Annotated in this window: 20 protein-coding genes; 14 read left to right on the top strand and 6 right to left on the bottom strand. The window is 69.4% G+C overall.

All coding sequences use genetic code 11. The annotated features are described in order from the left end of the window. The first annotated feature begins 94 nt into the window (after positions 1-94). The 5 genes from POF73_RS40220 (at position 95) to POF73_RS40200 (ending at position 3,306) form a co-directional block, all read left to right on the top strand. On the top strand, positions 95-709 hold the full coding sequence (locus tag POF73_RS40220) for a hypothetical protein (RefSeq protein WP_272124357.1): 615 nt from the start codon (positions 95-97) through the stop codon (positions 707-709). Between the two features lie 163 nt (positions 710-872). After that, on the top strand, positions 873-1,034 hold the full coding sequence (locus POF73_RS40215) for a hypothetical protein (protein ID WP_272124356.1): 162 nt from the start codon (positions 873-875) through the stop codon (positions 1,032-1,034). 56 nt (positions 1,035-1,090) lie between these two features. Beyond that, a complete protein-coding gene (locus POF73_RS40210; protein WP_272124355.1) occupies positions 1,091-1,843 on the top strand; it encodes a hypothetical protein in 753 nt (250 codons plus the stop codon). Next, positions 1,840-2,376 carry a hypothetical protein gene (locus POF73_RS40205; RefSeq protein WP_272124354.1) on the top strand — a complete coding sequence of 179 codons (537 nt, stop codon included), beginning with the start codon at positions 1,840-1,842 and terminating at the stop codon, positions 2,374-2,376. Before POF73_RS40210 ends, POF73_RS40205 begins: the two co-directional genes overlap by 4 nt. Positions 2,377-2,853: 477 nt before the next feature. Then, positions 2,854-3,306: a hypothetical protein gene (locus tag POF73_RS40200; protein ID WP_272124353.1), complete on the top strand. Its 453-nt coding sequence runs from the start codon at positions 2,854-2,856 to the stop codon at positions 3,304-3,306. 72 nt (positions 3,307-3,378) lie between these two features. Here the strand turns inward: POF73_RS40200 and POF73_RS40195 are convergent, their stop codons facing one another. Continuing rightward, positions 3,379-3,741, bottom strand: coding sequence for a DUF192 domain-containing protein (locus POF73_RS40195; protein WP_272124352.1), 363 nt, complete (start codon positions 3,739-3,741; stop codon positions 3,379-3,381). A 123-nt stretch (positions 3,742-3,864) separates the two neighbouring features. Here POF73_RS40195 and POF73_RS40190 point away from each other — a divergent pair, with 123 nt between their 5' ends. From POF73_RS40190 to POF73_RS40175, 4 genes are all read left to right on the top strand, one after another. After that, the gene (locus POF73_RS40190; protein ID WP_272124351.1) at positions 3,865-4,602 is read left to right on the top strand and encodes a prepilin peptidase; all 738 of its coding nucleotides are present in this window, start codon (positions 3,865-3,867) and stop codon (positions 4,600-4,602) included. Positions 4,603-4,725: 123 nt separating this feature from the next. Next, positions 4,726-5,610, top strand: coding sequence for an LLM class flavin-dependent oxidoreductase (locus tag POF73_RS40185; protein ID WP_272124350.1), 885 nt, complete (start codon positions 4,726-4,728; stop codon positions 5,608-5,610). An 86-nt stretch (positions 5,611-5,696) separates the two neighbouring features. Further along, positions 5,697-6,215: a GNAT family N-acetyltransferase gene (locus POF73_RS40180; protein WP_272124349.1), complete on the top strand. Its 519-nt coding sequence runs from the start codon at positions 5,697-5,699 to the stop codon at positions 6,213-6,215. Positions 6,216-6,234: 19 nt separating this feature from the next. Continuing rightward, entirely contained in the window at positions 6,235-7,032 is a 798-nt protein-coding gene (locus POF73_RS40175) for a class I SAM-dependent methyltransferase (protein ID WP_272124348.1), read from the top strand. A 312-nt stretch (positions 7,033-7,344) separates the two neighbouring features. Here POF73_RS40175 and POF73_RS40170 read toward each other — a convergent pair whose 3' ends face one another. After that, positions 7,345-8,529, bottom strand: coding sequence for a winged helix DNA-binding domain-containing protein (locus POF73_RS40170; protein ID WP_272124347.1), 1,185 nt, complete (start codon positions 8,527-8,529; stop codon positions 7,345-7,347). Positions 8,530-9,645: 1,116 nt separating this feature from the next. On the opposite strand from POF73_RS40170, the gene POF73_RS40165 reads away from it, so the two are divergent. From POF73_RS40165 to POF73_RS40145, 5 genes are all read left to right on the top strand, one after another. Beyond that, positions 9,646-10,029 (top strand): hypothetical protein, encoded by a 384-nt coding sequence (locus tag POF73_RS40165; protein WP_272124346.1) that lies wholly within the window; start codon positions 9,646-9,648, stop codon positions 10,027-10,029. 175 nt (positions 10,030-10,204) lie between these two features. Further along, positions 10,205-10,978 carry an isoprenyl transferase gene (locus tag POF73_RS40160; RefSeq protein WP_272124345.1) on the top strand — a complete coding sequence of 258 codons (774 nt, stop codon included), beginning with the start codon at positions 10,205-10,207 and terminating at the stop codon, positions 10,976-10,978. A 353-nt stretch (positions 10,979-11,331) separates the two neighbouring features. Beyond that, the gene (locus POF73_RS40155) at positions 11,332-12,657 is read left to right on the top strand and encodes a PhoH family protein (RefSeq protein ID WP_272124344.1); all 1,326 of its coding nucleotides are present in this window, start codon (positions 11,332-11,334) and stop codon (positions 12,655-12,657) included. Between the two features lie 400 nt (positions 12,658-13,057). Continuing rightward, a complete protein-coding gene (locus POF73_RS40150) occupies positions 13,058-13,762 on the top strand; it encodes a transglycosylase SLT domain-containing protein (RefSeq protein ID WP_272124343.1) in 705 nt (234 codons plus the stop codon). A gap of 249 nt (positions 13,763-14,011) precedes the next feature. Beyond that, a complete protein-coding gene (locus POF73_RS40145; RefSeq protein ID WP_272124342.1) occupies positions 14,012-15,439 on the top strand; it encodes an AI-2E family transporter in 1,428 nt (475 codons plus the stop codon). On the opposite strand, the gene POF73_RS40140 is transcribed toward POF73_RS40145, so the two are convergent. The 4 genes from POF73_RS40140 to POF73_RS40125 form a co-directional block, all read right to left on the bottom strand. Continuing rightward, positions 15,395-15,847 (bottom strand): hypothetical protein, encoded by a 453-nt coding sequence (locus POF73_RS40140; RefSeq protein ID WP_272124341.1) that lies wholly within the window; start codon positions 15,845-15,847, stop codon positions 15,395-15,397. The two genes, POF73_RS40145 and POF73_RS40140, sit on opposite strands and share 45 nt — an antisense overlap. A 72-nt stretch (positions 15,848-15,919) precedes the next feature. After that, a complete protein-coding gene (locus POF73_RS40135; protein WP_272124340.1) occupies positions 15,920-19,966 on the bottom strand; it encodes a GDSL-type esterase/lipase family protein in 4,047 nt (1,348 codons plus the stop codon). A gap of 129 nt (positions 19,967-20,095) precedes the next feature. Then, entirely contained in the window at positions 20,096-20,635 is a 540-nt protein-coding gene (locus POF73_RS40130; RefSeq protein WP_272124339.1) for a hypothetical protein, read from the bottom strand. A gap of 341 nt (positions 20,636-20,976) precedes the next feature. Continuing rightward, positions 20,977-21,519, bottom strand: coding sequence for an alkyl hydroperoxide reductase (locus tag POF73_RS40125; protein ID WP_272124338.1), 543 nt, complete (start codon positions 21,517-21,519; stop codon positions 20,977-20,979). Positions 21,520-21,524: the final 5 nt, after the last annotated feature.

The raw sequence follows: 21,524 nt of genomic DNA, 5'->3' as shown, positions 1-21,524 counted from the left end.
TGGTCGAGGACGCCACCCGCTGAGCCTTGAGCCGAAAGGTGAATTGGTGCGGCTCCCACCTGCATACCCGCGCCGGGTTTTAGCATCATCTCCCGTGGGCGCAGACATCGACGGTGTGATCGAGACTCGCTCGGCCGACGGACAGTGGGACATGGAAGTCGACTTTCTGGATCTGCAATTGGGGCGGGACCGAGAGGCGTGGGGGTGTCTCTTCAACTTCGGCGGGACGGGGGGTGTGGATCGTCCGCTCTTCGCCGACCGCGGGCTTCCGAGCGACGCCTCGGATCCGGTACGGGAGACCGGAGGCGAGGACTACCAGCACAGCCACACGTATGCCACCTGGGCCGAAGTCGGCGCCGTCGACTGGGACGCCCCGCTCGCCGACGAGCCTGCCTATTACTGGGCGGGCTTGTGGCGGCCTGGTGACGACGGAGAGCTCGTCCAGCACGACATCGTGTGGGCCTCAGCCACGCCTGGCCTGGATGAGGCCGCGGCCGATGCTTTCGGCGAGGATGTGTACAGCCCATTGGAATGGCCGCAGGGCGGCGAGGTCCACCTGGACGGCGTCGTGTACCGCCCCGTCATCCTCACAGCGCGGATGCTCGCTCCTCCGGACCAGACACCCTGGTCCCGGGTCTGGAATGCGATGCGGGATCTCGCCGCCGAGTACGGGGACGACAATGTACGCCTGGTCGTCTGGTTCGGTTAACGACAGCTCAGGCGCGCCGAGTTCCCTGCCCTCGCATTGACGCCCCGGATCCGTCGCTGCCCACTGCAACTCGTAAGGCCATCTCGAAAGGCCATTATTGGGACCGGAGTTGGGTCCTGGGGCCCACGCGTGTTGTCAGTGGTTTGCGGAGGCGCGAGGCCAGGTGGACGCGTCCGGCGGTCGGGCGATCGAATGGAACTTCTCCAACCCGGACGTGGCCAAGGCCGCCCGTAAGGCGTTCCGGACGGAAGGCCTGCCGATCAAGGTGATCTACACCAAGCAGAAGCCGTCGGACAGCACGAGGAAGCCCGAGGCGTTCGACTAGCCCGGATAGGCTGATCCCGGCCAGGCTTGAGGAAAGAGAGGCGACGGAGGCAGGGGATGCGGCGCGTGGTGCGGGGCTTCTGGGGGCCCCGGCAGGAGTCGGTCGAGGTGCTGGCCGGACGTTGGAAAGCAACCCTGGACCAGCTCGCGAGCCTTCTTCCGTCGGCCGGGTCCGCATCCGGTTCCGGTTCGGAATCCGATGTCCGCGCCGGGGCAGGCCAGGCGTGGACGTGGCGGATCATCGCCGCGTCCGGACAGGTCACCGACCTACGGTCCGACGAGGCCTCCCTGGCCGCCGCACTACGTACGGCCCAGGAGGCCGACGGTTGGTCGGACAGGGCTGGCACTGGATTGCGACTCGTCTGCACGGGCGAACCGGGCTGGAAGATCTCCGTCAGCGGTCTGGCAGGCGGCTATTCGGAGTTCCTGCTCCAGTCGATGGTGATCGAGGTCGGCTCGCCGGACGACGCCGAGGTCCCCGACACCGAACTCCTCACCATGGTCGCGCAACTGTGGGAGCCGGACTTCGGCGGTGTCACCGGCGACGATGTGCTCGATGCCTTGGAGGACGACGCGGACTTCGCACCCGACGAGCCCTCCGTCGGCTGGATCGGCTATCTCTCCCCTGGACGGGCGGCCCTGCTTTCCGACAGCATGACGGCCGCTCGCAAGGAGGTGCGCGGTGGCGGAGTACTCCTCGACATCGCGGCGAGCGATGACATCGAAGACGTGGTGGAGGCGAACGTGCGGTTGAAGGACGCCGGGGCCCTGCATCCGTTGCCCCGCCCGATGAACCGGGCCGCATTGTGAGTGCCCGGGCAGGGGAGACGTTCGACGTCGGGCAGGCCGTGTCCAACGTCGAAGCCCTCCTGACCGAGTCCGTACCCGCAGTCGGACCGACGATCGACGAGGAGGACCCGGGCACCCAGGAATGGACCATAACGAGGGGCGAAGGCTTCGTGATCGTGCCCCTTTGGGAGAGCGGTGGCCTCACAGGGCTCTACGAACCCCAGTGGAACGAGGAGGCGCAGGCGGCCGAAGGGCATCTGGCCGATCTCGCGAGGGAGTTGGAGCGACGCTGGGGCCCCCACCGGAGGGTGGCCATGCACGTGCCTCTGTTCCGGAAGCAGGCGGGTGAGCCGATGCCACCGCTGTTCCAGGCACTGTGCGACAACGACGCCTACGGTGATCTGACGGTCTGGGGCCCTGTGCAGTCTGGGGCCGAGGGTGGCACCGACCGGTGGGTCGGCGTCTCCGTCGGTCACAGTGACGGTGACGCCCCACTCGTCATGGTGGCCGTCGCGAGCGACCGCCCGATCGTCGAGCTGGACGGGGCGCCCTGAACAACGCGGCAACCGGAACCCGTTCAGCCGCTCCAGACATGCCTCTGCACTGCTCCCGGAGATCAACAGGAGCGGGCTCACTTGTGACCTGCGGACCTGGAGCGTCGGTGACCGACGAGGGCCTCATCGGCTAGGGCCGTTGGCTGTGGCAGGAGATGCAGCGTCATCCCAAGTTCGTAAGCACGCTGATGCGGACGGGGACCAGGCGTGCGTCACTGAGAGGCCCAGGGCCGGCAGGCGATGCAGGGTCTCGTCGGCGAGCACGGAGACGACAATGCACGCCTGATCGTCTGGTTCGGTTGACGACGGATCAGGCACGCCCGAGGGTTCCCCCGCAACCGCAGTCCGGAGGCCCTCGCCTGAATCCCGCCCTCCGGATTTGGGTCCGCAGCTGGGTCCGCGGGCCCATGAGGCCCGAACGCCCCGATGCCTAAGGTGTCGCAGCACATCAGGCCAGCGACCTAAGGGGCATCGGGCATGCGTGACACAGGTGGGCCGTCGTGGAGCAGGGCGGTTCACGGGACGGCTGGGCGGGGAGGGTTCTTCGCGCTCATGCGTGCCTGGGCGGCCGGTCTCGTCGTGCTGTTCATCAGCGAGTACGTGCAGGTGACGTACTTCTACGGGACGTTCGAGAGCGTGGAACGCCTGGAGTCGTTCGGCGGCCGGCTGCTGCTGGTCCATCTGCCCAACGCCGTGTGCGTCGCGCTGGCCGCCTGGATCGCCGGGCGGCTGCACCGCGAGCCGTTCCGTGACTCGGTGCCGTGGCACCTCGCCGCCGTCTTCGGGGTTCCGCTCTTCGCCCAGGCCGTAAACGTCGGCGTGCACTGGGGCCGCGCTTCCCTGGAGGGTTTCGTGATGTCCTGCGCCGTCGTGGTCGTCGGGGCGGTCACCGGTTACGCCGTGGAGCGGCTGCAGGAGGGAGAACGATAAGGGCGCGTCGGGCGCGAAGAGGCCCAATGGCCGGGCCCTGCGCCCGCGGGTCGGTTCCGGCTCCGGAACGTACTACTCCGCCTCGATGCTCACCCGTACCCCCGCCCGCAACCCCCACTCCGCCATGGCCCCCGCCTCGGCCTCCAGGACATGCCGGGAGCGCAGGCGAGGAAGTCCCAGACGACCCGGCTTCATGGTGTGCACGGCGATGATGTCGAAATTGCGGTCGAGATAGGCGACGTCGATGGGGATGCGCATACGGAAGGTGTGCACGCTGCTGGCGGGAGAGAGCAGGATCGCCCCCTCGACGGAGTCACGCCCGAGCAGCCCCTTGGTACGGGCACGGTACGAGGCGGCGATCTCCAGCGGCACGGTGGCCGACACCGACTCCCCGTGCACCACCAGCCTGCCCCACCCGTCACGCCAACGTCCCATGTCCGGCCCCCTCGCTGTCCCATGCCCCTACGGTGCCGACCGACCCTATCGACAAGGGAATGGGCCCCACATGGGTCCACGGGCCCATGCTCTGCTCGGCGTCCCCGTCATAAGGTCCCTGGCGTGCAGGTACTTCTGATCCTGGTGGCTGCCTCATGGGGGGCGGGGGCGGGTCTTCTGCTCCCGCGTGCCGCCCACCGCCTCTCGGTCGACTCGGCCCGGCCCTGGAGCGCGGAATGCCCCGTCGGACATCCGATCACGGGGGCCTTCGGCGGCTGGGTGGGCCGGGCACGCTGCGCCGAGGCTTGTGGACCGTACGGTCCGGCCACGCTCGCCGTGTCCACGGTGACCGCTCTCGTCTGTGCCGTCCTCGCCGCGGTGACCGACCCGCGCCCCGAGGTCGCGGTCTGGCTCCTGGCAGCGCCCGTCGCGGTGCTGCTGGCCCTCGTCGACTACCGGGTGCACCGACTGCCGGACGTGCTGACCCTGCCGCTTGCTGCCGCGACTCTCGTGCTGCTCTGTGTCGTGGCCGCACTGCCCGCCGCCGTGGGCTCCTGGCCCACGGCCCTGCTGGGCGGACTGGCCCTGGGCGCCACGTACTTGGTTCTGTTCCTCATCAACCCCGCCGGCATGGGCTTCGGCGACGTCAAGCTCGCCCTGTCCCTCGGCACCGCGCTCGGCTGGTACGGCTGGCCGATCCTCTTGGTCGGTGCCTTCGCCGGGCTCCTTTACGGTGCGATGTACGGCCTAGGGATGGTCATCCTGCGTCGAGCGGGCCGCAAGTCCGCCATTCCGCTGGGGCCGTTCATGATCGGGGGAGCGTTCACCGGGGTGGTGCTGGGGGCGTTCGCGGCGGCATGACGCGCACATCCACGGGTGAGTCCGTCGCCAAGGACGACGTGGGCCCGACCCGGGTGGGAGGCTCTCTGGGCACCTCCCGAAATCCGGTTGTCCGCCGAGTGCTACCCGGGTAGGAAAGATCCCATGACCGCACTCGGCGCAGTCTTCCGTCCCCAACTCGCGCCCGAACGACTCCGGTCCGTTGCCCGACTTGCCGACGAGACAGGTCTCGAAGAGCTGTGGCTCTGGGAGGACTGTTTCCGGGAGGGCGGGGTCTCCACCGCCGCGGCGGCCCTCGCCTGGACCGAGCGGGTCAGGATCGGGATCGGGCTGCTGCCCGTCCCGTTGCGGAACGTCGCCATCGCCGCCATGGAGGCCGCCACCCTGCACCGGATGTTCCCGGGCCGTCCGATCCTCGCCGTCGGGCACGGTGTGCAGGACTGGATGGCGCAGGTCGGGGCTCGGGTCGAGTCGCCGGTGACCCTGCTGCGGGAGCATCTCGTCGTCCTGCGCGCTCTGCTCAACGGGGAGCGGGTGACCACCGAGGGGCGTTACGTCCGACTCGACGACGTCGCCCTCGACTGGCCGCCCGCCCAGCCCGTGCCCGTCATCGCCGGGGCCACCGGACCGCGCTCGCTGCGACTCGCCGGCGAGGCCGCCGACGGGACCCTGCTCACCGCCTCGACTCCACCGGACGGGGTACGGCGGGCACGGCAGCTCATCGAGGAAGGGCGGGAGTCGGCGGGACGCTCGGGCCCGGGTGCCGAGCCGCATCCGGTCGTCGTCTACCTCCTCACCGCCACCGGGCCCGACGGGGCCGCCCGTCTCAAGGCCGAGCTCGACGCCGAAGGGCTCGGATCCGTGCCCGATCTCGGTGTCGCCGGGGACGCCGGTACCGTCGCGAAGGCCGTGCAGCGGCTCGCGGACGCCGGTGCCGACACGGTGGTGCTCCAGCCGACGGGGGACGAGCCCGACCCGGAGGGGTTCGTGCGGTTCGCGGCCGAGGAAGTGCGGCCGTTGGTCCCGTAGGCCGTACGGCGACTGTCGGCTCGGCGGCGTTGTCAGTGGCTCCTGCCAGACTCCTGAGCATGAGCGACAGGAGCGATATGAGCGCCATGAACGCCACGACTGACGAGCCGGGCCACGACCACGGCCCCGACGTACGCCTCCGAGACGTCCTCGACTCCGACCTCGAAACCTTTCTCGCCTTCGAGCACGATCCGGAAGCCGTCCGGCGGTCGATGTTCACGCCCCGGCCGCGGGACGCCTTCATGAAGCACTGGCGGACCCGCGTGCTCGGGAACGAGACGGGCCTCGTGCAGACCGTCCTGGTCGGGGAGGAAATCGCCGGCAACATCGTGTCCTGGTGGGACGACGACCGCCGGTTCCTCGGCTACTGGCTCGGGCGGCCGTACTGGGGGAGGGGCATCGGCACCAAGGCCCTCGGTCTCTTCCTCGAACTCGAAAAGACCCGCCCCCTCCACGCCGACCCCTTCCACACCAACACCGCCTCGGTACGACTCCTCGAACGCCACGGTTTCCGGCGCGCCGAGGCCCTCCACCACGGTGACGCCGCGGACGAGGGCGGGGACGGCGACGGGGACGGATACGTACTCCTTGTTCTTGAAGGTTGAGCAGCACTGTGGCGGCACTGTGAACGAGCAATCCCGTAGCTTCGACGACTTCGACGACCTAGTCGCCGAGGGCGTCGCCGTGCCCACCGAGGGGTGGGACTTCTCCTGGTTCGAGGGGCGTGCCACCGAGGCGCGGCCCTCCTGGGGATACGCCGCGTCCCTCGCCGAGCGGCTCTCCCGCGCCACCGCCGCCCTCGACATCCAGACCGGGGGAGGAGAGGTACTCGACTTCGCCTTGCGCCGTGCCGAGCCGAAGGTCCCGCCCCTCACCGTCGCCACCGAGGGCTGGCCGCCGAACGTCGCCAAGGCCACCGCTCTCCTCCGCCCGCGCGGCGTCGCCGTCGTCGCCTCGCCCGAGGACGCCCCGCTGCCCTTCGCCGACGGCGCCTTCGACCTGGTCGGCAGTCGGCACCCGGTCAGCCCGCACTGGGCCGAGATCGCCCGTGTCCTCCAGCCCGGCGGCACCTACTTCGCCCAGCACGTCGGGCCGCGCAGCGTCTTCGAGCTGGTCGAGTACTTCCTCGGCCCCCTCCCGGAGGAGCAGAGCAACGCCCGTCATCCCGACCGCGAGCGCGCCGCCGCCGAGGCCGCCGGGCTCGACATCGTCGACCTGCGCGCGGAGCGGCTGCGCATCGAGTTCTACGACATCGCGGCTGTCGTCCACTTCCTGCGGAAGGTGGTGTGGATGGTCCCCGGCTTCACCGCCGAGGCATACCGCCCACAGCTCCGCACCCTGCACGAGCAGATCCAGTCCGACGGCCCCTTCGTCGCACACAGCACCCGCCACCTCTTCGAGGCGCGAAAGCCCAGCGTCTGAGCGTTCCCCCGGGAGTCCTCTGACCGCCGGCCCCCCTGGGCTCCCGACCCTGGTATCCCCGGATCACCGGCCCTCCGAGGCCCCCGGCCTCCGAGGCCCCCGGCCCTCCGAGGCCCCCGGCCTCCGAGGCCCCCGGCCTCCGGGATCCTCGGACCCCGGTCCCCCTGGGCTCCCGACCCTGGTATCCCCGGATCACCGGCCCTCCGAGCTCCCCGGCCCTCCGAGCTCCCCGGCCCTCCGAGCTCCCCGGCCTCCGGGACCCCCGGCCTCCGGGACCCCTGGCCCTCCGGCCCCTCCTCGGCCCCGCCCCCCTCACGCATGCGGCCCCACCGTCACCTCCCCCACCACCAATTCCGCCTTCGCCTCCAGCACATCCCCCACCCGCTCCACCTGCTCGCCCAACTCCCGCTCCAGCCGCCCCGTCAGCCCTCGTCCGATCAACTCCACCGTGACCGTCGTACGACGCCCCTGGCGGCGCTGGTGCCAGACCCCGGTCACCGCGCCGTCGACCAGGAGGACCGGATAGTTCCCGGCCTGGCCGCCCGCCAGGGCGCGCCGGTACGCCTGACCGGGGAACAGTGACTCCCGGGGCTGGGCGGCGATGGCGTACGCGTCGAAGTACGGCAGCAGCCGTACGCCACGCACCCGTCCGTCCGGGAACTGCGTGTCACCCGCCGCCACCCAGGCCGCCGCCCCCTCGAACGCGACCTCCTCGACCTCCCCGGCCTCCGACAGCTCTCCGAACAGCCCCACCGCCCAACCCGTCGGCGCCGCCAGCCACTTGGCGAAGTGCTGCGGCGTCGCCGGACCGTATGCCCGCAGATACCGCCGTACGAGCCATCCCAGCTCCCCGAGCGCCCCCTCGCCCGAGGCGCCCGAGGGAGCCCCCGACCCCGGAACGACCGCCCGCGGGCGCGTATACGTCACCTTCCGCCCCCGATTCGGTCCGAAGCACAGCGCACCCGACTGACCCGCCCGGTGCATCACCTGCCGCCAGCGCGGCCACATGCCCTGGAAGGCGGGCATCACCAGGTCACCGGCCCAGGGGCCGGTGCGGGCGATCACCTCCGCACCCAGTTCGTCCACGGTCAGACAGACCCCGTCGAGGGCGTCCCCGATCGCCGCGACGATCTGCTCCGCCTGCTCCTCCGTCACCCGGACATCCGGCGGAAACGGGCTCGGCCCCGTGGGAATCGCGCTCAGCGCACCGCACCACAGCGGCAGTTCTGCGGCGGGCAGCAGATGCACGGTGCCGCGTGGGCCGAACGTCTTCACCAGCGTGTGCCCGTCCCAGAGCGCCGCCCGGACGTCCGCCCGTGTCACCCCGGTCGCCCGCACGCCCACCGACACCTCGGCCGCGGACAGCACCTGCGCCTGCGCGCCCAGCATCGCCCCGACCACCTCGGCGACCGGCGTGCCCCGCTCGGCGGGACGGTCCAGGAACTGCCGCTCCAGCCGCCGTGCGCTCGCCTCGTCCCATGTGACAGTGACAGCCATGGGGCGACGTTAGGCCGGATGTAGGCCAGAAGCTGTCCGTTTGCTGTCCCCGCTTGGCGCGCCGCCATGTGTCGTCCTGGGCCGTCAGGCGCCGCCGCGGGCCGCCCCGTGTCCCCTCGTGCAAACCGTGCATCCAGGCGCGAACGCCCTTCGGCTCCTGCGCATCAAAGGAACCCTCACCTTCTCCACATTGTTATGACGGCCGACTCGCTTTCCCTCCACTCCTCACGTAAGTTCAGACCAAGGTAATTCGCGTAAGCAAAGCTGCGCGGCGGCACCGCGCGGTGGAGGGGGCTGCGCGGTGCCGTGCGCCTGTTTGCGCCCCTGCTGGACGCGCATCGCGTCGAATCCCCGTCCGCCCCGCGAAGTCATGTGCGCCGTCAAGCGGGCGTTCGCGGTCGGGGTCACCCGGGGGAGGGAAGCGCGGACAAGTCGTCGCGCAGGGCTCCAAGGTGCGCCAAATCCTCCGGATCCGGCCGCATCCCACCCGTTTCCCCAGGGAATCCGCGTCGGCGGGGCCGTGATTCCGCCACGAAGAGGCCCTCTCATGGCCACCGGCCCGTCGCCGAGCGATTTCGGAGAGTAGTTGTGGCACGCCGATGCGCGCAGCATCACTTACGAAGGGTTATGGTGGAAACCCCCCCTCGGGCCGGTCCGTCTCCCCCCCACGGACCGGCCCGTTTTTTTGTGCCCCGATAGGCGCCCCGATCCGCGGCCGGTCTTCACCCACGGATCGGAGCCCGGCCGCACCGGAACCCGCCGCGCCGAAGTCCGGCCGCGACGGAGCCGCGCCGAAGTCCGGCCGCGACGGAGCCGCGCCGCACTAGAGTCCGGCCCATGTCGAACGATCATCCGATTTCGCCGGGTCCGCATGATCCCAACAGCCCGAGCGATCCCAACGGTCCAAGTGATCCCAACGGTCCAAGTGACTCGTACGGCCCACCACCTCCGTACGGCCCGCCACCCCCGTACGCCCAACAACCCCCGTACCCACAGCCCGCCACCCCCTACGGCCACCCACCCTCCTACGGCCAACCGTCCCCGTACGGCCAGCCACCGCCGTACGGCCACCCCTACCCCTACGCCCCGGCGCCGCCCCACACCATGCCCGGCCCGGTGCGCGCCGCTCAGATCGTGATCTGGGTGATGGCCGGTGCGGGGCTGCTGTTCACCTTCCTCGTGGCGGCCGTCTCCGGTGCCCGGGCCTCCGGGCAGTTCTTCTCCTCGTTCCTGCTGACCGTTCCGCTGTTCGTCCTGGCCTTCCGGTATCCGAAGGCCGGCAACGGTGTCCGCATCGCCTCCATCGTGCTGGCGAGCGTGCAGATCGTCCTCGGGCTGGGCTCGCTGGCGAACCGCGTCGCGGGCGCCCCCGTCGCGCTGGGCGGCGCCATCGCGCTCGCCGGGGCCATCGCCCTCGTCGTGCTGCTGAGCCAGGGCGCCGCCTCCGCGTGGTTCCGCCGGCCGCGCCCCGGAGCCGTACCGAACCATCCGTATGCCTGACACCCGTTGGCGGGGCCAGGGCGCGACAGGGGTAGGCTTCGCCTCCGGGGACCGCCATACGGACAGGGACCGCCCTCGACCGCGCCGCGACCATCGCCGCGCACCGTTCATCGCGACCACCGCGACCGTGCCGGGGCCGCGCCTGTCCGATCCGTACGGAGGGGCTGACAATCACGTGAACCTGCGCGACAAGCTGCGTGGCCTGCTGGTCAGGCTGTACGCACGCCGGGTGGAGGGCCACCTGGACCACGCTCAGGTGCCCAAGCACATCGGCGTGATCATGGATGGCAACCGGCGCTGGGCAAAGGCGGCGGGCTCCTCCACGGTGCACGGTCACCGGGCCGGTGCCGAGAAGATCGAGGAGTTCCTCGGCTGGTGCACCGAGACGGACGTCGAGGTCGTCACCCTCTGGCTGCTGTCGACCGACAACTTCGACCGGCCGCAGGACGAACTCGGCCCGCTCCTCGGGATCATCGAGGACGTCGTCCGCTCCCTGGCCGCGGACGGCCGCTGGCGGGTGCACCACGTCGGCACGCCCGACCTGCTGCCCGCCGGGATGCAGACCACCCTCAAGGAGGCCGAGGAGACCACCGCGCAGGTCGACGGAATACTGGTCAATGTCGCCATCGGCTACGGCGGCCGCCAGGAGATCGCCGACGCCGTGCGCTCGATGATCGTCGACGCCCACGACAAGGGCACCTCGATGGAGGACCTCGCCGAGTCCGTCAGCGTCGACCTGATCGGCAGCCACCTCTACACCGGTGACCAGCCCGATCCCGACCTCGTGATCCGCACCAGCGGCGAGCAGCGGCTGTCCGGATTCATGCTCTGGCAGACGGCCCACTCCGAGTACTACTTCTGCGAGGTTTTCTGGCCGGCCTTCCGCAAGGTCGACTTCCTTCGGGCCCTGCGCGACTACGCGGCCCGGCACCGGCGTTACGGCGGCTGAGCCTGTTTCGGCCAGCTGATCGCCGTATTTCGGCGAGACAAAAGTCACCCTCATTGGGACACAAGTAACAAGGAGTTCACCGGGGCGCCGTCATATGCGCTGGCATGGCGGCGCATGTTCGAGGGCATAAGCCAAGCAGGTCGACACCCGAACCACGGGTGTCGTATCTCAGTGGGCGGCGCCGGAGCCGTCCGCCCGGGAGGCCCTTTGCACCAGCTCGACCGTGCGGTCACGGCACGGAAGAAGCAGTGGAGGGCCGGTTTTCGGCCCGTGCCAGGCGTGCAGGGCGGCCGACGACCGGTCCAGCTCCACTCCGTCGCTCCCCGACCTCATCCGAGGGGGTACGTCCTTCCGTGGTGACCAGCACAAAGCGCCACAAGCCAGACCGGCGCACCTACGTTCTCGACACCAGCGTCCTGCTGGCCGACCCGAACGCCCTGAACCGCTTCGACGAGCACGAGGTCGTGCTCCCCATCGTCGTGGTGACGGAACTGGAGGCCAAGCGGCACCATCCCGAACTCGGCTACTTCGCCCGGCAGGCGCTGCGCCTGCTCGACGAGTTCCGGGTGCGGCATGGCCGTCTCGATGCCCCCATTCCGATCGGGGAACTCGGCGGGACCGTCCGTGTCGAGCTCAACCACTCGGACCCCAGCGTTCTGCCGACCGGCTACCGCCTGGGGGACAACGACTCCCGCATCCTCGCGGTCGCCCGCAATCTGCAGGCCGAGGGACTCGACGTCACCGTCGTGTCGAAGGACCTCCCGCTCAGGATCAAGGCCTCGTCCGTCGGCCTCCTCGCCGAGGAGTACCGCGCCGAGCTCGCCATCACGGACTCCTCCGGCTGGACCGGAATGTCCGAACTGACCCTGCCGGGCGAACAGGTGGACATCCTCTTCGAGGAAGGCCATGTCTACGTCCCCGAGGTCGCCGACCTGCCCGTGCACACCGGACTGACGATCCACTCCGAGCGCGGCAAGGCGCTGGGCCGGGTCACGCCCGAGGGCAACGTCCGGGTGGTGCGCGGCGATCGGGAGGCGTTCGGTATCAAGGGACGCAGTGCCGAGCAGCGGATCGCGCTCGACCTGCTGCTCGACCCGGACGTCGGGATCGTGTCCATGGGCGGCCGGGCCGGCACCGGCAAGTCGGCGCTGGCGCTGTGCGCGGGTCTGGAGGCCGTGCTTGAGCGCCGTCAGCACCAGAAGGTGATGGTCTTCCGGCCGCTGTACGCGGTGGGCGGGCAGGAGCTCGGCTATCTGCCCGGCTCCGAGGCCGAGAAGATGAGCCCCTGGGCGCAGGCCGTCTTCGACACGCTGTCCGCGGTCACCAGCCGCGAGGTCATCGAAGAGGTCACCGCGCGCGGCATGCTGGAGGTGCTGCCCCTCACCCATATCCGCGGACGCTCGCTGCACGACGCGTTCGTGATCGTGGACGAGGCGCAGTCGCTGGAACGGAATGTGCTTCTTACCGTTCTGTCCCGAATTGGCGCCAATTCACGGGTGGTTCTCACCCATGACGTGGCCCAGCGGGACAATCTGCGGGTCGGGCGCTATGACGGTGTCGTCGCCGTCGTGGAGAAGCTGAAGGGGCATCCGCTCTTCGCCCATGTCACGCTGACGCGGTCCGAGAGGTCCCAGATCGCCGCCCTTGTGACCGAAATGCTGGAGGACGGGCAAATCTGACCCAAGTGCCCAACTTGGGATAGCTACTCGTTGGTTGGCGCCGTTCGGAAAGGCCGAGAGCCTATCCGGGCGGCGCCTCGGCGTGTGCGGCTTTCCGGAAAACCCCAGGGACAAACGAGGTGTGAGCTTTCACACGCAACACGGAATTGCCTTGCGGCGTCCGGGTGCGGCAGAGTCTCACTCCTGTCAGGCCCCGCATACGACACACCTGTACCCCCAGCGGTACGGAACCACAGCAGCACCACAATCAACTGCATAGCGCCGTCGTATGCCGCCCGAGTCACCACGCGGCGCTCCCTTCACGGGAGTTGCCCACCGGGTCCGTGCCTCCCGTGACCCCGCAGTTGGGAGGCCAGAGCCAGGGGCACGATTGCGTCCGCCAGGGTCACCGAAGCGGACGATGCTGGAAGGAAACCGTGTGAGTCCGATTTCGGTCAGGGGATTCGCAGTGGCCTCTGCCACCGCGGTCACCGCTGTCGGAAGCGTCGTCGGCGTTGCCTCGGGCAGCACCGCGCAGAACAACGACGCCGAGGCGACGGCTGCCGATTCGACGCTTCTCGCGGACATACCCGCGGGCCAGCAGGCCCAGGTGCAGATCGAGTCCATGTCGGCTCAGGCTGATGTCCAGGCCATCGCCGCGGACGCGAGCGCCAAGAAGGACGCCGAGGAAGCGGCCCGTAAGGCAGCCGCCCAGATGGCGATCGACAAGCAGAAGGCCGCCGAGAAGGCGGCAAAGGAAGCCAAGGAGCGCGAAGAGGCCGAGACGAAGGCCTCCCGGTCCTCCTCCGCCGACTTCCCGATCCAGAGCTCGTACACCGTCGCGCAGATCCAGGCGATGGCACGCCAGATGGTGCCGGCCGACCAGTTCCAGTGCTTCAGCAACATCGTGGACCACGAGTCCAGCTGGAACTACCAGGCGGTCAACGCCTCGTCGGGTGCCTACGGTCTCTTCCAGGCCCTGCCCGCCGGCAAGTACTCGTCCGCCGGCTCCGACTGGCAGACGAACCCGGCCACCCAGATCAAGTGGGGCCTCAACTACATGAACGACCGGTACCACAGCCCCTGCGGGGCCTGGTCGTTCTGGCAGGCCAACCACTGGTACTAGGCGCTCCGCGGGTTCAGCCGCGATACGTCGTTTGTTGTCTGCGGCGCCGTCGTGGCTGGTCGCGCCCGCGCGGCGGAGCCGCATATTCAGTACAGCCCCGCGCCCCTTTGGGGCGCGGCTCTCAACCCTGCGTTGCCCCTCACCGTCCTTTGGTGAGGGGCAATCGCGCTTCCGGGCCCCCGGGCATGTACGGTCGGACGGACGACTCCGGGGGGAGTGGTGAGGAGAGACGGGGGAAGAGGACGGATCATGGCGCGAGTGCCAGGGTGGCTCGGCCGGCTCGGAGCCGGACTGACCGAGATGAGTGAACGGCTGGACGAGCGCCGAGCCGAGGTGGAGCGGGAGAGCGCCGACTTTCAACCGGTGCGGCGGTCCGCCACCGCCACGCTTGAGTCCGCCGAGTCCGCCGAGTCCGTCAAGTCCGCCCCCGCCGACCCGCCCCCGCCGCCCGCCGACCACGTCCCGCGGCCTCCCGCCTACGCGCCCGCGGCGCCGCCGCCCCGCCCCGATCCCACGCAGGTCGTCCCGTGGGGCGTACGGGTCGCGGCGGAGGCCGGCTGGCGGCTGCTGGTGCTGGCCGGCACGCTCTGGGTGCTGATGCGGGTCATCAGCGCCGTACAGCTTGTGGTGCTGGCGTTCGTCATCGCTCTCCTCCTCACCGCGCTGATGCAGCCCTCGGTGGCCTGGCTGATGCGGCGCCGGGTGCCGCGCGGGCCCGCGACCGCCCTGACCGCGATCCTCGGGTTCGTCGTCATCGGGCTGATGGGCTGGTTCGTGACCTGGCAGGTCATGGAGAACATCGACAACCTCTCCGACCAGGTCCAGGACGGCATCGACGAGCTGCGCAAGTGGCTGCTCAACAGCCCCTTCCACGTCACCGACAAGCAGATCAACGACATCGCCGAGAACCTCCGGGAGGCGATCGGCGCCAACACCGACGAGATCACCTCAGCGGGCCTCGAAGGCGTCACGGTCGTCGTCGAGACCCTCACCGGCATCCTGCTGGCGGCCTTCTCGACCCTCTTCCTGCTCTACGACGGCAAGCGCATCTGGGAGTGGACGCTGAAGCTCGTGCCGGCCGCGGCCCGCCCGGGCGTCGCCGGCGCCGGCCCGCGCGCGTGGGCGACCCTCACGGCGTATGTGCGCGGCACAGTCCTCGTCGCCCTGATCGACGCCGTCTTCATCGGCATCGGCATCTACTTCCTCGACGTCCCGATGGCCGTCCCGCTGGCCGTCTTCATCTTCCTGTTCTCCTTCATCCCGCTCGTCGGAGCGGTGGCCTCCGGCGCCCTCGCCGTGGTCGTGGCGCTGGTGACGCAGGGCATCTTCACGGCGGTCATGACCCTCGTGGTCGTCCTCGCGGTCCAGCAGATCGAGGGCCATGTCCTGCAGCCGTTCATCCTGGGCCGCGCGGTGCGCGTGCACCCGCTCGCGGTGGTCCTCACGGTGGCGGCCGGCGCCATGGTGGCCGGAATCGGCGGCGCGGTGGTGGCCGTACCACTGGTCGCGGTGACGAACACGGTGGTGGGGTATCTGCGCCAGTACTCCCAGGAAGCGGCGCAGGAAACGGCCGAGGACCAGGCCGCGCCGCAGGCCGAAGCCACCGTGCACAGCGCCGCGGCCGGCGCGTCCTCAGCGGTAGAGGACGATGAGAGAGGCGAGCAGCAGAACGCCTGAAGCCGTGACCCCCGGGATCCGGTAGCGGCTCCAAGCGGCGAGCGCGAGGGAGCCGGCCCAGGCCGCGCCCGCGAGGGGGACGGCCCACCAGCCTGCCGCCGACTGCGCGGCGGCCAGAGGGAGCGGCGCGAGCAGGAAGGTCGGGGGGATGACGGCGAGCCGTGGCCTGATGCCCAGCCGCTTGTAGACGACGGTCAGGACGATCACGGCGATGGTCATGGTGAGGGGGATGGCTGACACACCCCTCCAGGTGATGCAGATGCTGGCGGTGGTCGCGCATACCCGGTCGTCGTACTGCCTGACCCACGACAGGTAGGTCCCGGCGCCGGTGGCCAGAACCGCGCCCGTGGCGGCCGCGCCCGACACACGGGGCAGCACGGGCCGTGGTTCCGTGCGGGGGGTGTTCATGCCTGCAGCCTTCCCTAAACGATGGCCGGGGGCCTGAGTACGGATACTCAGGCCCCCGGGATCAGCTATGTGTCACATGCCCCGAAGCGTCTGCTCCAGGTTGTCCGCGTAGAGGCGAGCCCCCGCGATCTTGGGGTGGAAGGACTGCATGGACGCATTCGGGAACTCCTCGTCCGCCTTCTCCCGCCCGTTCTCCACGATGGCGTTGATGGTCTCCGGACTGCCGCAGGCCGCCTTGCCGTCGAACCGGTCCCGCGGGTCGGAGAAGACCACCCACGATCCGGCGTCCTGGGTGGCACCCTTCATCTCGGTCGCGAGATTGTCGGCCAGCGAGCGCACCCAGTCGTTCTCGACGGTTTCGTACGCACCGGGAAGACAGCTGTGGTCCTTCTCGATCAGGCGCGGGTAGCCCATGAGGACCACCTTCGCCTTCGGGGCCAGGCCGTGAATGGCGTTGAGCGTCTTGACGATCTGCGGGCGCACGGCGTCGTGCAGCCACTTCGGCGCCCAGTCCTTCAGGTCACCGGTCGTGCCGGGCTTCGTGTCGCCGGTTGCGGGATCGAGGTTGTCCAGCTCCGTGGACGGGCACGTGGACAGCTGCGGGTCGGCCAGGTCGACGCACTTCTTCATGATGTCGCTGAAGCGGGCGTCGTTGCCGCCGATGCTGAGCGTCACCAGGGTGGTGTTCTGGTCCAGGTACCCGGTGTCGAGCTGTGCCACCTCGCCGGACTGGCCGTCCTTGAGCATGTCGAAGGTGCGAGCTCCGGAGCAGGCCACGAAGTGGTAGTCCATCTGCGGGTCAAGGCTGTCGGCCATGGCCCCGATGGAGCTGGAGTACCCCGGAAGCGTCGCCTGCCTCGACCAGGCCAGCTTGGAGCGGTGGCACTTGTCGATTGCGTTCTTGTTCTGCTTGTCGTTGTGGTCGGTCTCCTCGTACAGGTCCTTGCCGTTCTCCCCGGTCGCCCCTTCACCCGAGGAGTAGGAGTCCCCCATCGCGACGACGGAGTTGGCCGGCTTGCCCGAAAGAGGCTGGAAGGCGACCGCGTCCCAGGCGATGTCCTCGTCCGCGGTTCCGACCTTGGTCGTGTTCGACAGCTCGACCTTCGGGGTGCCGGTGAAGTGGAACGCGCCCAGGCTGACCCATCCGCCCGCGCGCTGGAGCACGACCCGCTGGGAGTGGAGGCTGTCCGAGCCCAGCACGTTGTACCTGGCCTGCCGGGTCTGGGCGCCGGTGTCGGGAAGGTGCACCAGAACGCGCGCCCAGTTGAGGCTCTGGCCGAGGGTCCAGGTGCCCTTGATGGTCATGTAGCCGTTGTCGCCACCGAAGTGGTCGGCGTCGCGGGTGTGGGTCCACCAGTAGTGGCCGCCGTAGCCGCCGCCCACCGAGTGCAGGTCGGCCTTCGCTTGGTAACGGCCTTCCGTGCCGGGGTTGAACGAGAACTGGAAACTTCCTGCGGACGAGATCGTCGCGCAGCCGCTCTGGTCACTCCAGGTCGGCGTTCCGTTCGGGAGGGAGGCGACGACCTTGGAACCGGCCGGAGCGCCGGAGCACACCGGCGTACCGTTCTGCAGGCGGGTGCCGCGTCCCGGCTCCGACACCAGCGTCTGGTACTTGATGTTCTCGAAGCCGCAGGTGCTGGCGCAGTCGTCCTTCCAGGTCACGTTGGGCTGGTTCCACCAGTACTTGGCGTAGCACGCGGCGTCCGGGCAGTCCGGCGGCGTGTTCGGGTTGCAGTTGTTCTTGGAGTTGCAGAACGCGTCGAGCGGCGGCGCGACGTGCACCCGGTTGTATCGCGCGCTGCCTTCGTACAGGTAGGGCTGGTCCGTCCCGTTCCAGTAGGCGGGACGGAAGCCGGCCGAGGAGAAGCCGGACTCGCCGGGCCAGTCCTGCCTGCCGGAGGTGGCGTAGGAGAAGCCGGTGTCGATGGACCAGGCGGCCCAGCCCATCACCTTCAACTCGTACGGCCAGTCCTGCGGATGCGCGGCGTCCTTGACGGCGTACGGGTCGACGTCGGTGTTCATGAACGGATGGCCCCAGCCCTTGGCGTAGATGGGGTTGGCCGGGTTGTTGTACCAGCCCAGACCCCAGTGCCCGTCGTGCTTCGAGGCCTCCGACGGAGGGTTGAAGCCGAGGTTGTAGTTCCACACGGCGGTGAACCAGTTCTCGACCTTGGACGGATCGTCGTTGTTGACGGTGATCTTCTGGCCGGCCTTGTGGACCTCGTTCCACTTGTCGGCGAGGATCTTCATGGAGGCGGCGATGTTCGACGCGTAGTCGACCGCGACCAGCTTCTGCAGGGCCGGGTCGAGCAACTTCTCCTTGTTCCCGTTGGCGTCCACCTTCTCGTGACCGGCCAGCCGCATGCCGTCGGTCACCTGGCCGACGCCGTAGCCGCAGTCGGACTTGTCCCAGTTGATCTGCCAGTAGGCGGCCGGGTCGTTGGGGTCGGCCTTGTGGCCGTAGTAGCCGTCCACGGCTGCCAGCGGGTTGCCCATCTGGCCGGGGACCGAACCGCCCTCGGCCTGCCACAGGTTGGACTCCTGGGCCATGATGCCGAGGAGCACGTTGGCGGGGATCCTGGCCTTGGCGTCGCCTGTCAGTGTCGGCGGCGGGAACAGGCCCTGCGGGTCGATGGTGCCCAGGCCGGCCTGGGAGCGGTATCCGCCCTGCCGGATGTAGTTGGAGCGCAGGTTGCCCCGCACGGCCATGTCGACGGCCCATTCGACCTGATTCGAGGTCGGCTGCAGCGCCTGCACCTTGACGTCGTTGCGGGACACGGCGCACCAGCGGTCGTCGTCGGTCGGGGGGCTCACGGTCAGGCCCGCCTTCGAGGAGGAGCCCTTCGACCGGTGCGTCCCGGCGGCCTTGGGGAGGACCGGGGAGGGATTGTTCCCCGAGCCGTCGCCGGCCGCCTGCTGCACGCTCTGCGTCAGCTTGGTCCCGGTGGTGGTGGCGATGCTGGTGACCGTCACGGGCTTGTCGCCGTCGTCGGCGGGCGTCGCCGTCTGCGAGGCGGGTTCCCCGGACTTCGTGAAGCCCTTGCCCGCGCCCTTGATGTGCGCCAGGCCGGCGTGCACACCAGGCGTGAGGACCGGCTCGATCGCGAGACGGCCGTGCGAGGACACATCGGTGCCGGCCGGGGCGTTGAGGCGCGTGACGCCGGTTCCCGCGGTGGCGGGGGAGCCCTTGGGGTGGCCGGTGAGGAAGACCCTGCCCGCCTCGCCCTGCACGAGGTCGAGGTCGCCGAGCTTGGCCGAGGCGAGGGTCTTCGGCTTGCCGCTGCCGGTGAACAGCTTGGCGTGCGCCGCGGAGTCGCCCTTGCGGACGACGAAGCCGATCGTGCCGTCGGCGGCGGGCCGGATGTCGAACGGGGCACCGTCCGCGTCCGCGAGGTTCTTCACCTTGCCGGAGCGGTCGAGGTGGACGAGGCGGCTGCCGAGCGCGGCCACCGTGCCGTCCTTGACCGGAACCGCGCTGGTGATCTCGCCCTTCGCGGCGGCCGTACCCGAGGTCCTGCCGTCCACGCCCACGGTGATGACGCGAGTCCGCGTCGCCGTGGGATCGTTCATGTCCCGGAAGGCGGTGAACGCGGCTGTGTGCGTGGTGGTGTTGCAGGACGGGTCGAAGTAGGCCAACGACCCGTTGAACGGCAGCTTCTTCACATGGCCGGTCGTCAGATCGACGATGGCGGTGAAGGCGCCGCCCTGCATCAGGTCGGGCTTGTTCGTGAAACTGCGCGGTGCGTAGACGACGGCCGCGTGATCGTGGTCCATCAGGCACTGGTTGCCGATCCACGAATCCGCGGGCATGCCCGGCTCCGACAGGACGGCGGCGGTCCTCCACGTGTACGCCTTGCCGCTGTCGGCGACGAGGATGCGCAGACCGTTCGCATCAGCGGCGGCGGTGACCGCACGGTCGGGACTGGTCTTCCAGCCCTTGCCGAGCTTCTTGCCCGGATCCTTCACCTGGCCGGAAGGCGCCGGCGGTGTGGCGGGGCGGGTGGAGGGGTGCGGGTTCGGTGCGGCGACGGCGGGCGCGGCCTGGAGCAGACCGCCGGTCAGGGCGGCGCAGGCCACTACGGCCACAAGCGGCGCGCGCGTTCGTCTCTTGAGACTCAAGGAAGTCTTCCCCGTGTTCGGTTGAGTGTGCGGGCACGCAGAACCGGAGTGTGCGAGCACGCGGAATTGGCAGGACTCCACGCCGTGAGATGACATGGAGTCCTGGGATTACGGCTCTTTCGGCGCTGCCTAGTTGCAGTTCGTCGAGTCCGTCTTGCGGTTGACGATGTACACGCTGTCGCTCGTGGAGTTCTTCATCAACGCGGTGACCGTGCCGCAACCGCCGCGGGCGCGGTAGACGGGCCCCGCGTACTGGCTGAAGACGCCCGAGTCACTCGCGCAGCCGTCCTCGCTCCAGTTCGAGCAGAGCGTGATCTTCATCCACTTCGCGCTGCCCAGATTGTTGTCGAGGATGGCGCACGTGGGTGCGTTGTTGCTCGCGGGGTTGTCTCCCTTGACGTAGACGAAGAGAGTCGCGAAGCGCCTTGAGTCGGGCAGTTGCTCTGCCTTGTAGAGCTTGTATCCGGTGCCGCAGACGTTCCCGGCACGGGCGACGGAGCGGGGCTTGGCCGCCGCGATCGCCTTCGTGTTCTTGTCGGCCTTGGCCGAAACGCTGGCAACGGGCTGGTCGGCTGCGGCGACCTGCGGAGTGGTCAGACCGAGTATGGCCACGGTGGCCGCGGCTGCGGCAAGCGCGGTTCTCGCGGAAAAGCGGCTGCGCACGGACATGAGATCCCCCCAGAGAAAGCATTCATCCGCCCCCCCCGGGAACCTTGGTCAAGTGGCAGGGGGGGGCTGGATGTAACGGTAGTCACCGGAACCCAATCAAATCCCCTCTCCCACTGTCCAAGAGGATTTTTGCGCGCAAACGGAACATGTCGTTCCGTCATGACTCCTTGTGGGCGGACCTTCCTCCAACAACGGGAAGAACCGGGCAATCTTCGACCGTCCGGTCACTCTTGGTTCCGATCCGGGCTGGGGCGAGTGGTGAATGTCATGTAACAGGACAACGGCACAACGGCCCCTGTCCACCGGTGGGTGGGCAGGGGCCGTTGTCCTGTCGTGGCGGGCTACTCGGCCGGCTGGGCCAGCACCGCCTCCGCGTCGAGGGTGACGCCGACCGCCTGGATCACGGACGCGATCTTGAACGCCTCCTGGATCGTCTCGCGGTCCACGCCCGCCTTGCGCAGCACCTGCTCGTGCGAGTCGAGGCACAGCCCGCAGCCGTTGATGGCGGACACCGCGAAGGACCACAGCTCGAAGTCGACCTTGTCGACACCGGGGTTGCCGATGACGTTCATCCGGAGCCCGGCGCGCAGGTTGCCGTACTCGTGGTCGGACAGCAGATGCCGGGTCCGGTAGAAGACGTTGTTCATCGCCATCACGGCGGCCGCGGACTTCGCCGCGGTGTACGCCTCGGGCGAGAGGTTCGCCTTCGCCTCCGGCGCCAGCTCGCGCAGCACGATCGGGGAGCGTGCGGCGATCGCGGTGGCCAGCACCGTGCCCCACAGCTGCTGCGCCGGGAGGTCCGAGTTGCCGATGACCGAGCCCAGGTTGAGCTTCAGGTCCTTGGCGTAGTCCGGTATGCGGGACTTGAGGGAGTCGAGGGACATGTGGG

The organism is Streptomyces sp. HD (genome assembly GCF_028369295.1).
GTDB lineage: Bacteria > Actinomycetota > Actinomycetes > Streptomycetales > Streptomycetaceae > Streptomyces.
This window is presented reverse-complemented; position numbering and strand designations above follow the sequence as displayed.

Bases quoted from the DNA above. Each gene is read 5' to 3' on its own strand.
- POF73_RS40210 (WP_272124355.1), top strand. From the start codon at position 1,091: ATGCGGCGCGTGGTGCGGGGCTTCTGGGGGCCCCGGCAGGAGTCGGTC.
- POF73_RS40200 (WP_272124353.1), top strand. From the start codon at position 2,854: ATGCGTGACACAGGTGGGCCGTCGTGGAGCAGGGCGGTTCACGGGACG.
- POF73_RS40195 (WP_272124352.1), bottom strand. From the start codon at position 3,741: ATGGGACGTTGGCGTGACGGGTGGGGCAGGCTGGTGGTGCACGGGGAG.
- POF73_RS40185 (WP_272124350.1), top strand. From the start codon at position 4,726: ATGACCGCACTCGGCGCAGTCTTCCGTCCCCAACTCGCGCCCGAACGA.
- POF73_RS40180 (WP_272124349.1), top strand. From the start codon at position 5,697: ATGAACGCCACGACTGACGAGCCGGGCCACGACCACGGCCCCGACGTA.
- POF73_RS40170 (WP_272124347.1), bottom strand. From the start codon at position 8,529: ATGGCTGTCACTGTCACATGGGACGAGGCGAGCGCACGGCGGCTGGAG.
- POF73_RS40150 (WP_272124343.1), top strand. From the start codon at position 13,058: ATGCTGGAAGGAAACCGTGTGAGTCCGATTTCGGTCAGGGGATTCGCA.
- POF73_RS40145 (WP_272124342.1), top strand. From the start codon at position 14,012: ATGGCGCGAGTGCCAGGGTGGCTCGGCCGGCTCGGAGCCGGACTGACC.
- POF73_RS40140 (WP_272124341.1), bottom strand. From the start codon at position 15,847: ATGAACACCCCCCGCACGGAACCACGGCCCGTGCTGCCCCGTGTGTCG.
- POF73_RS40130 (WP_272124339.1), bottom strand. From the start codon at position 20,635: ATGTCCGTGCGCAGCCGCTTTTCCGCGAGAACCGCGCTTGCCGCAGCC.
- POF73_RS40125 (WP_272124338.1), bottom strand. From the start codon at position 21,519: ATGTCCCTCGACTCCCTCAAGTCCCGCATACCGGACTACGCCAAGGAC.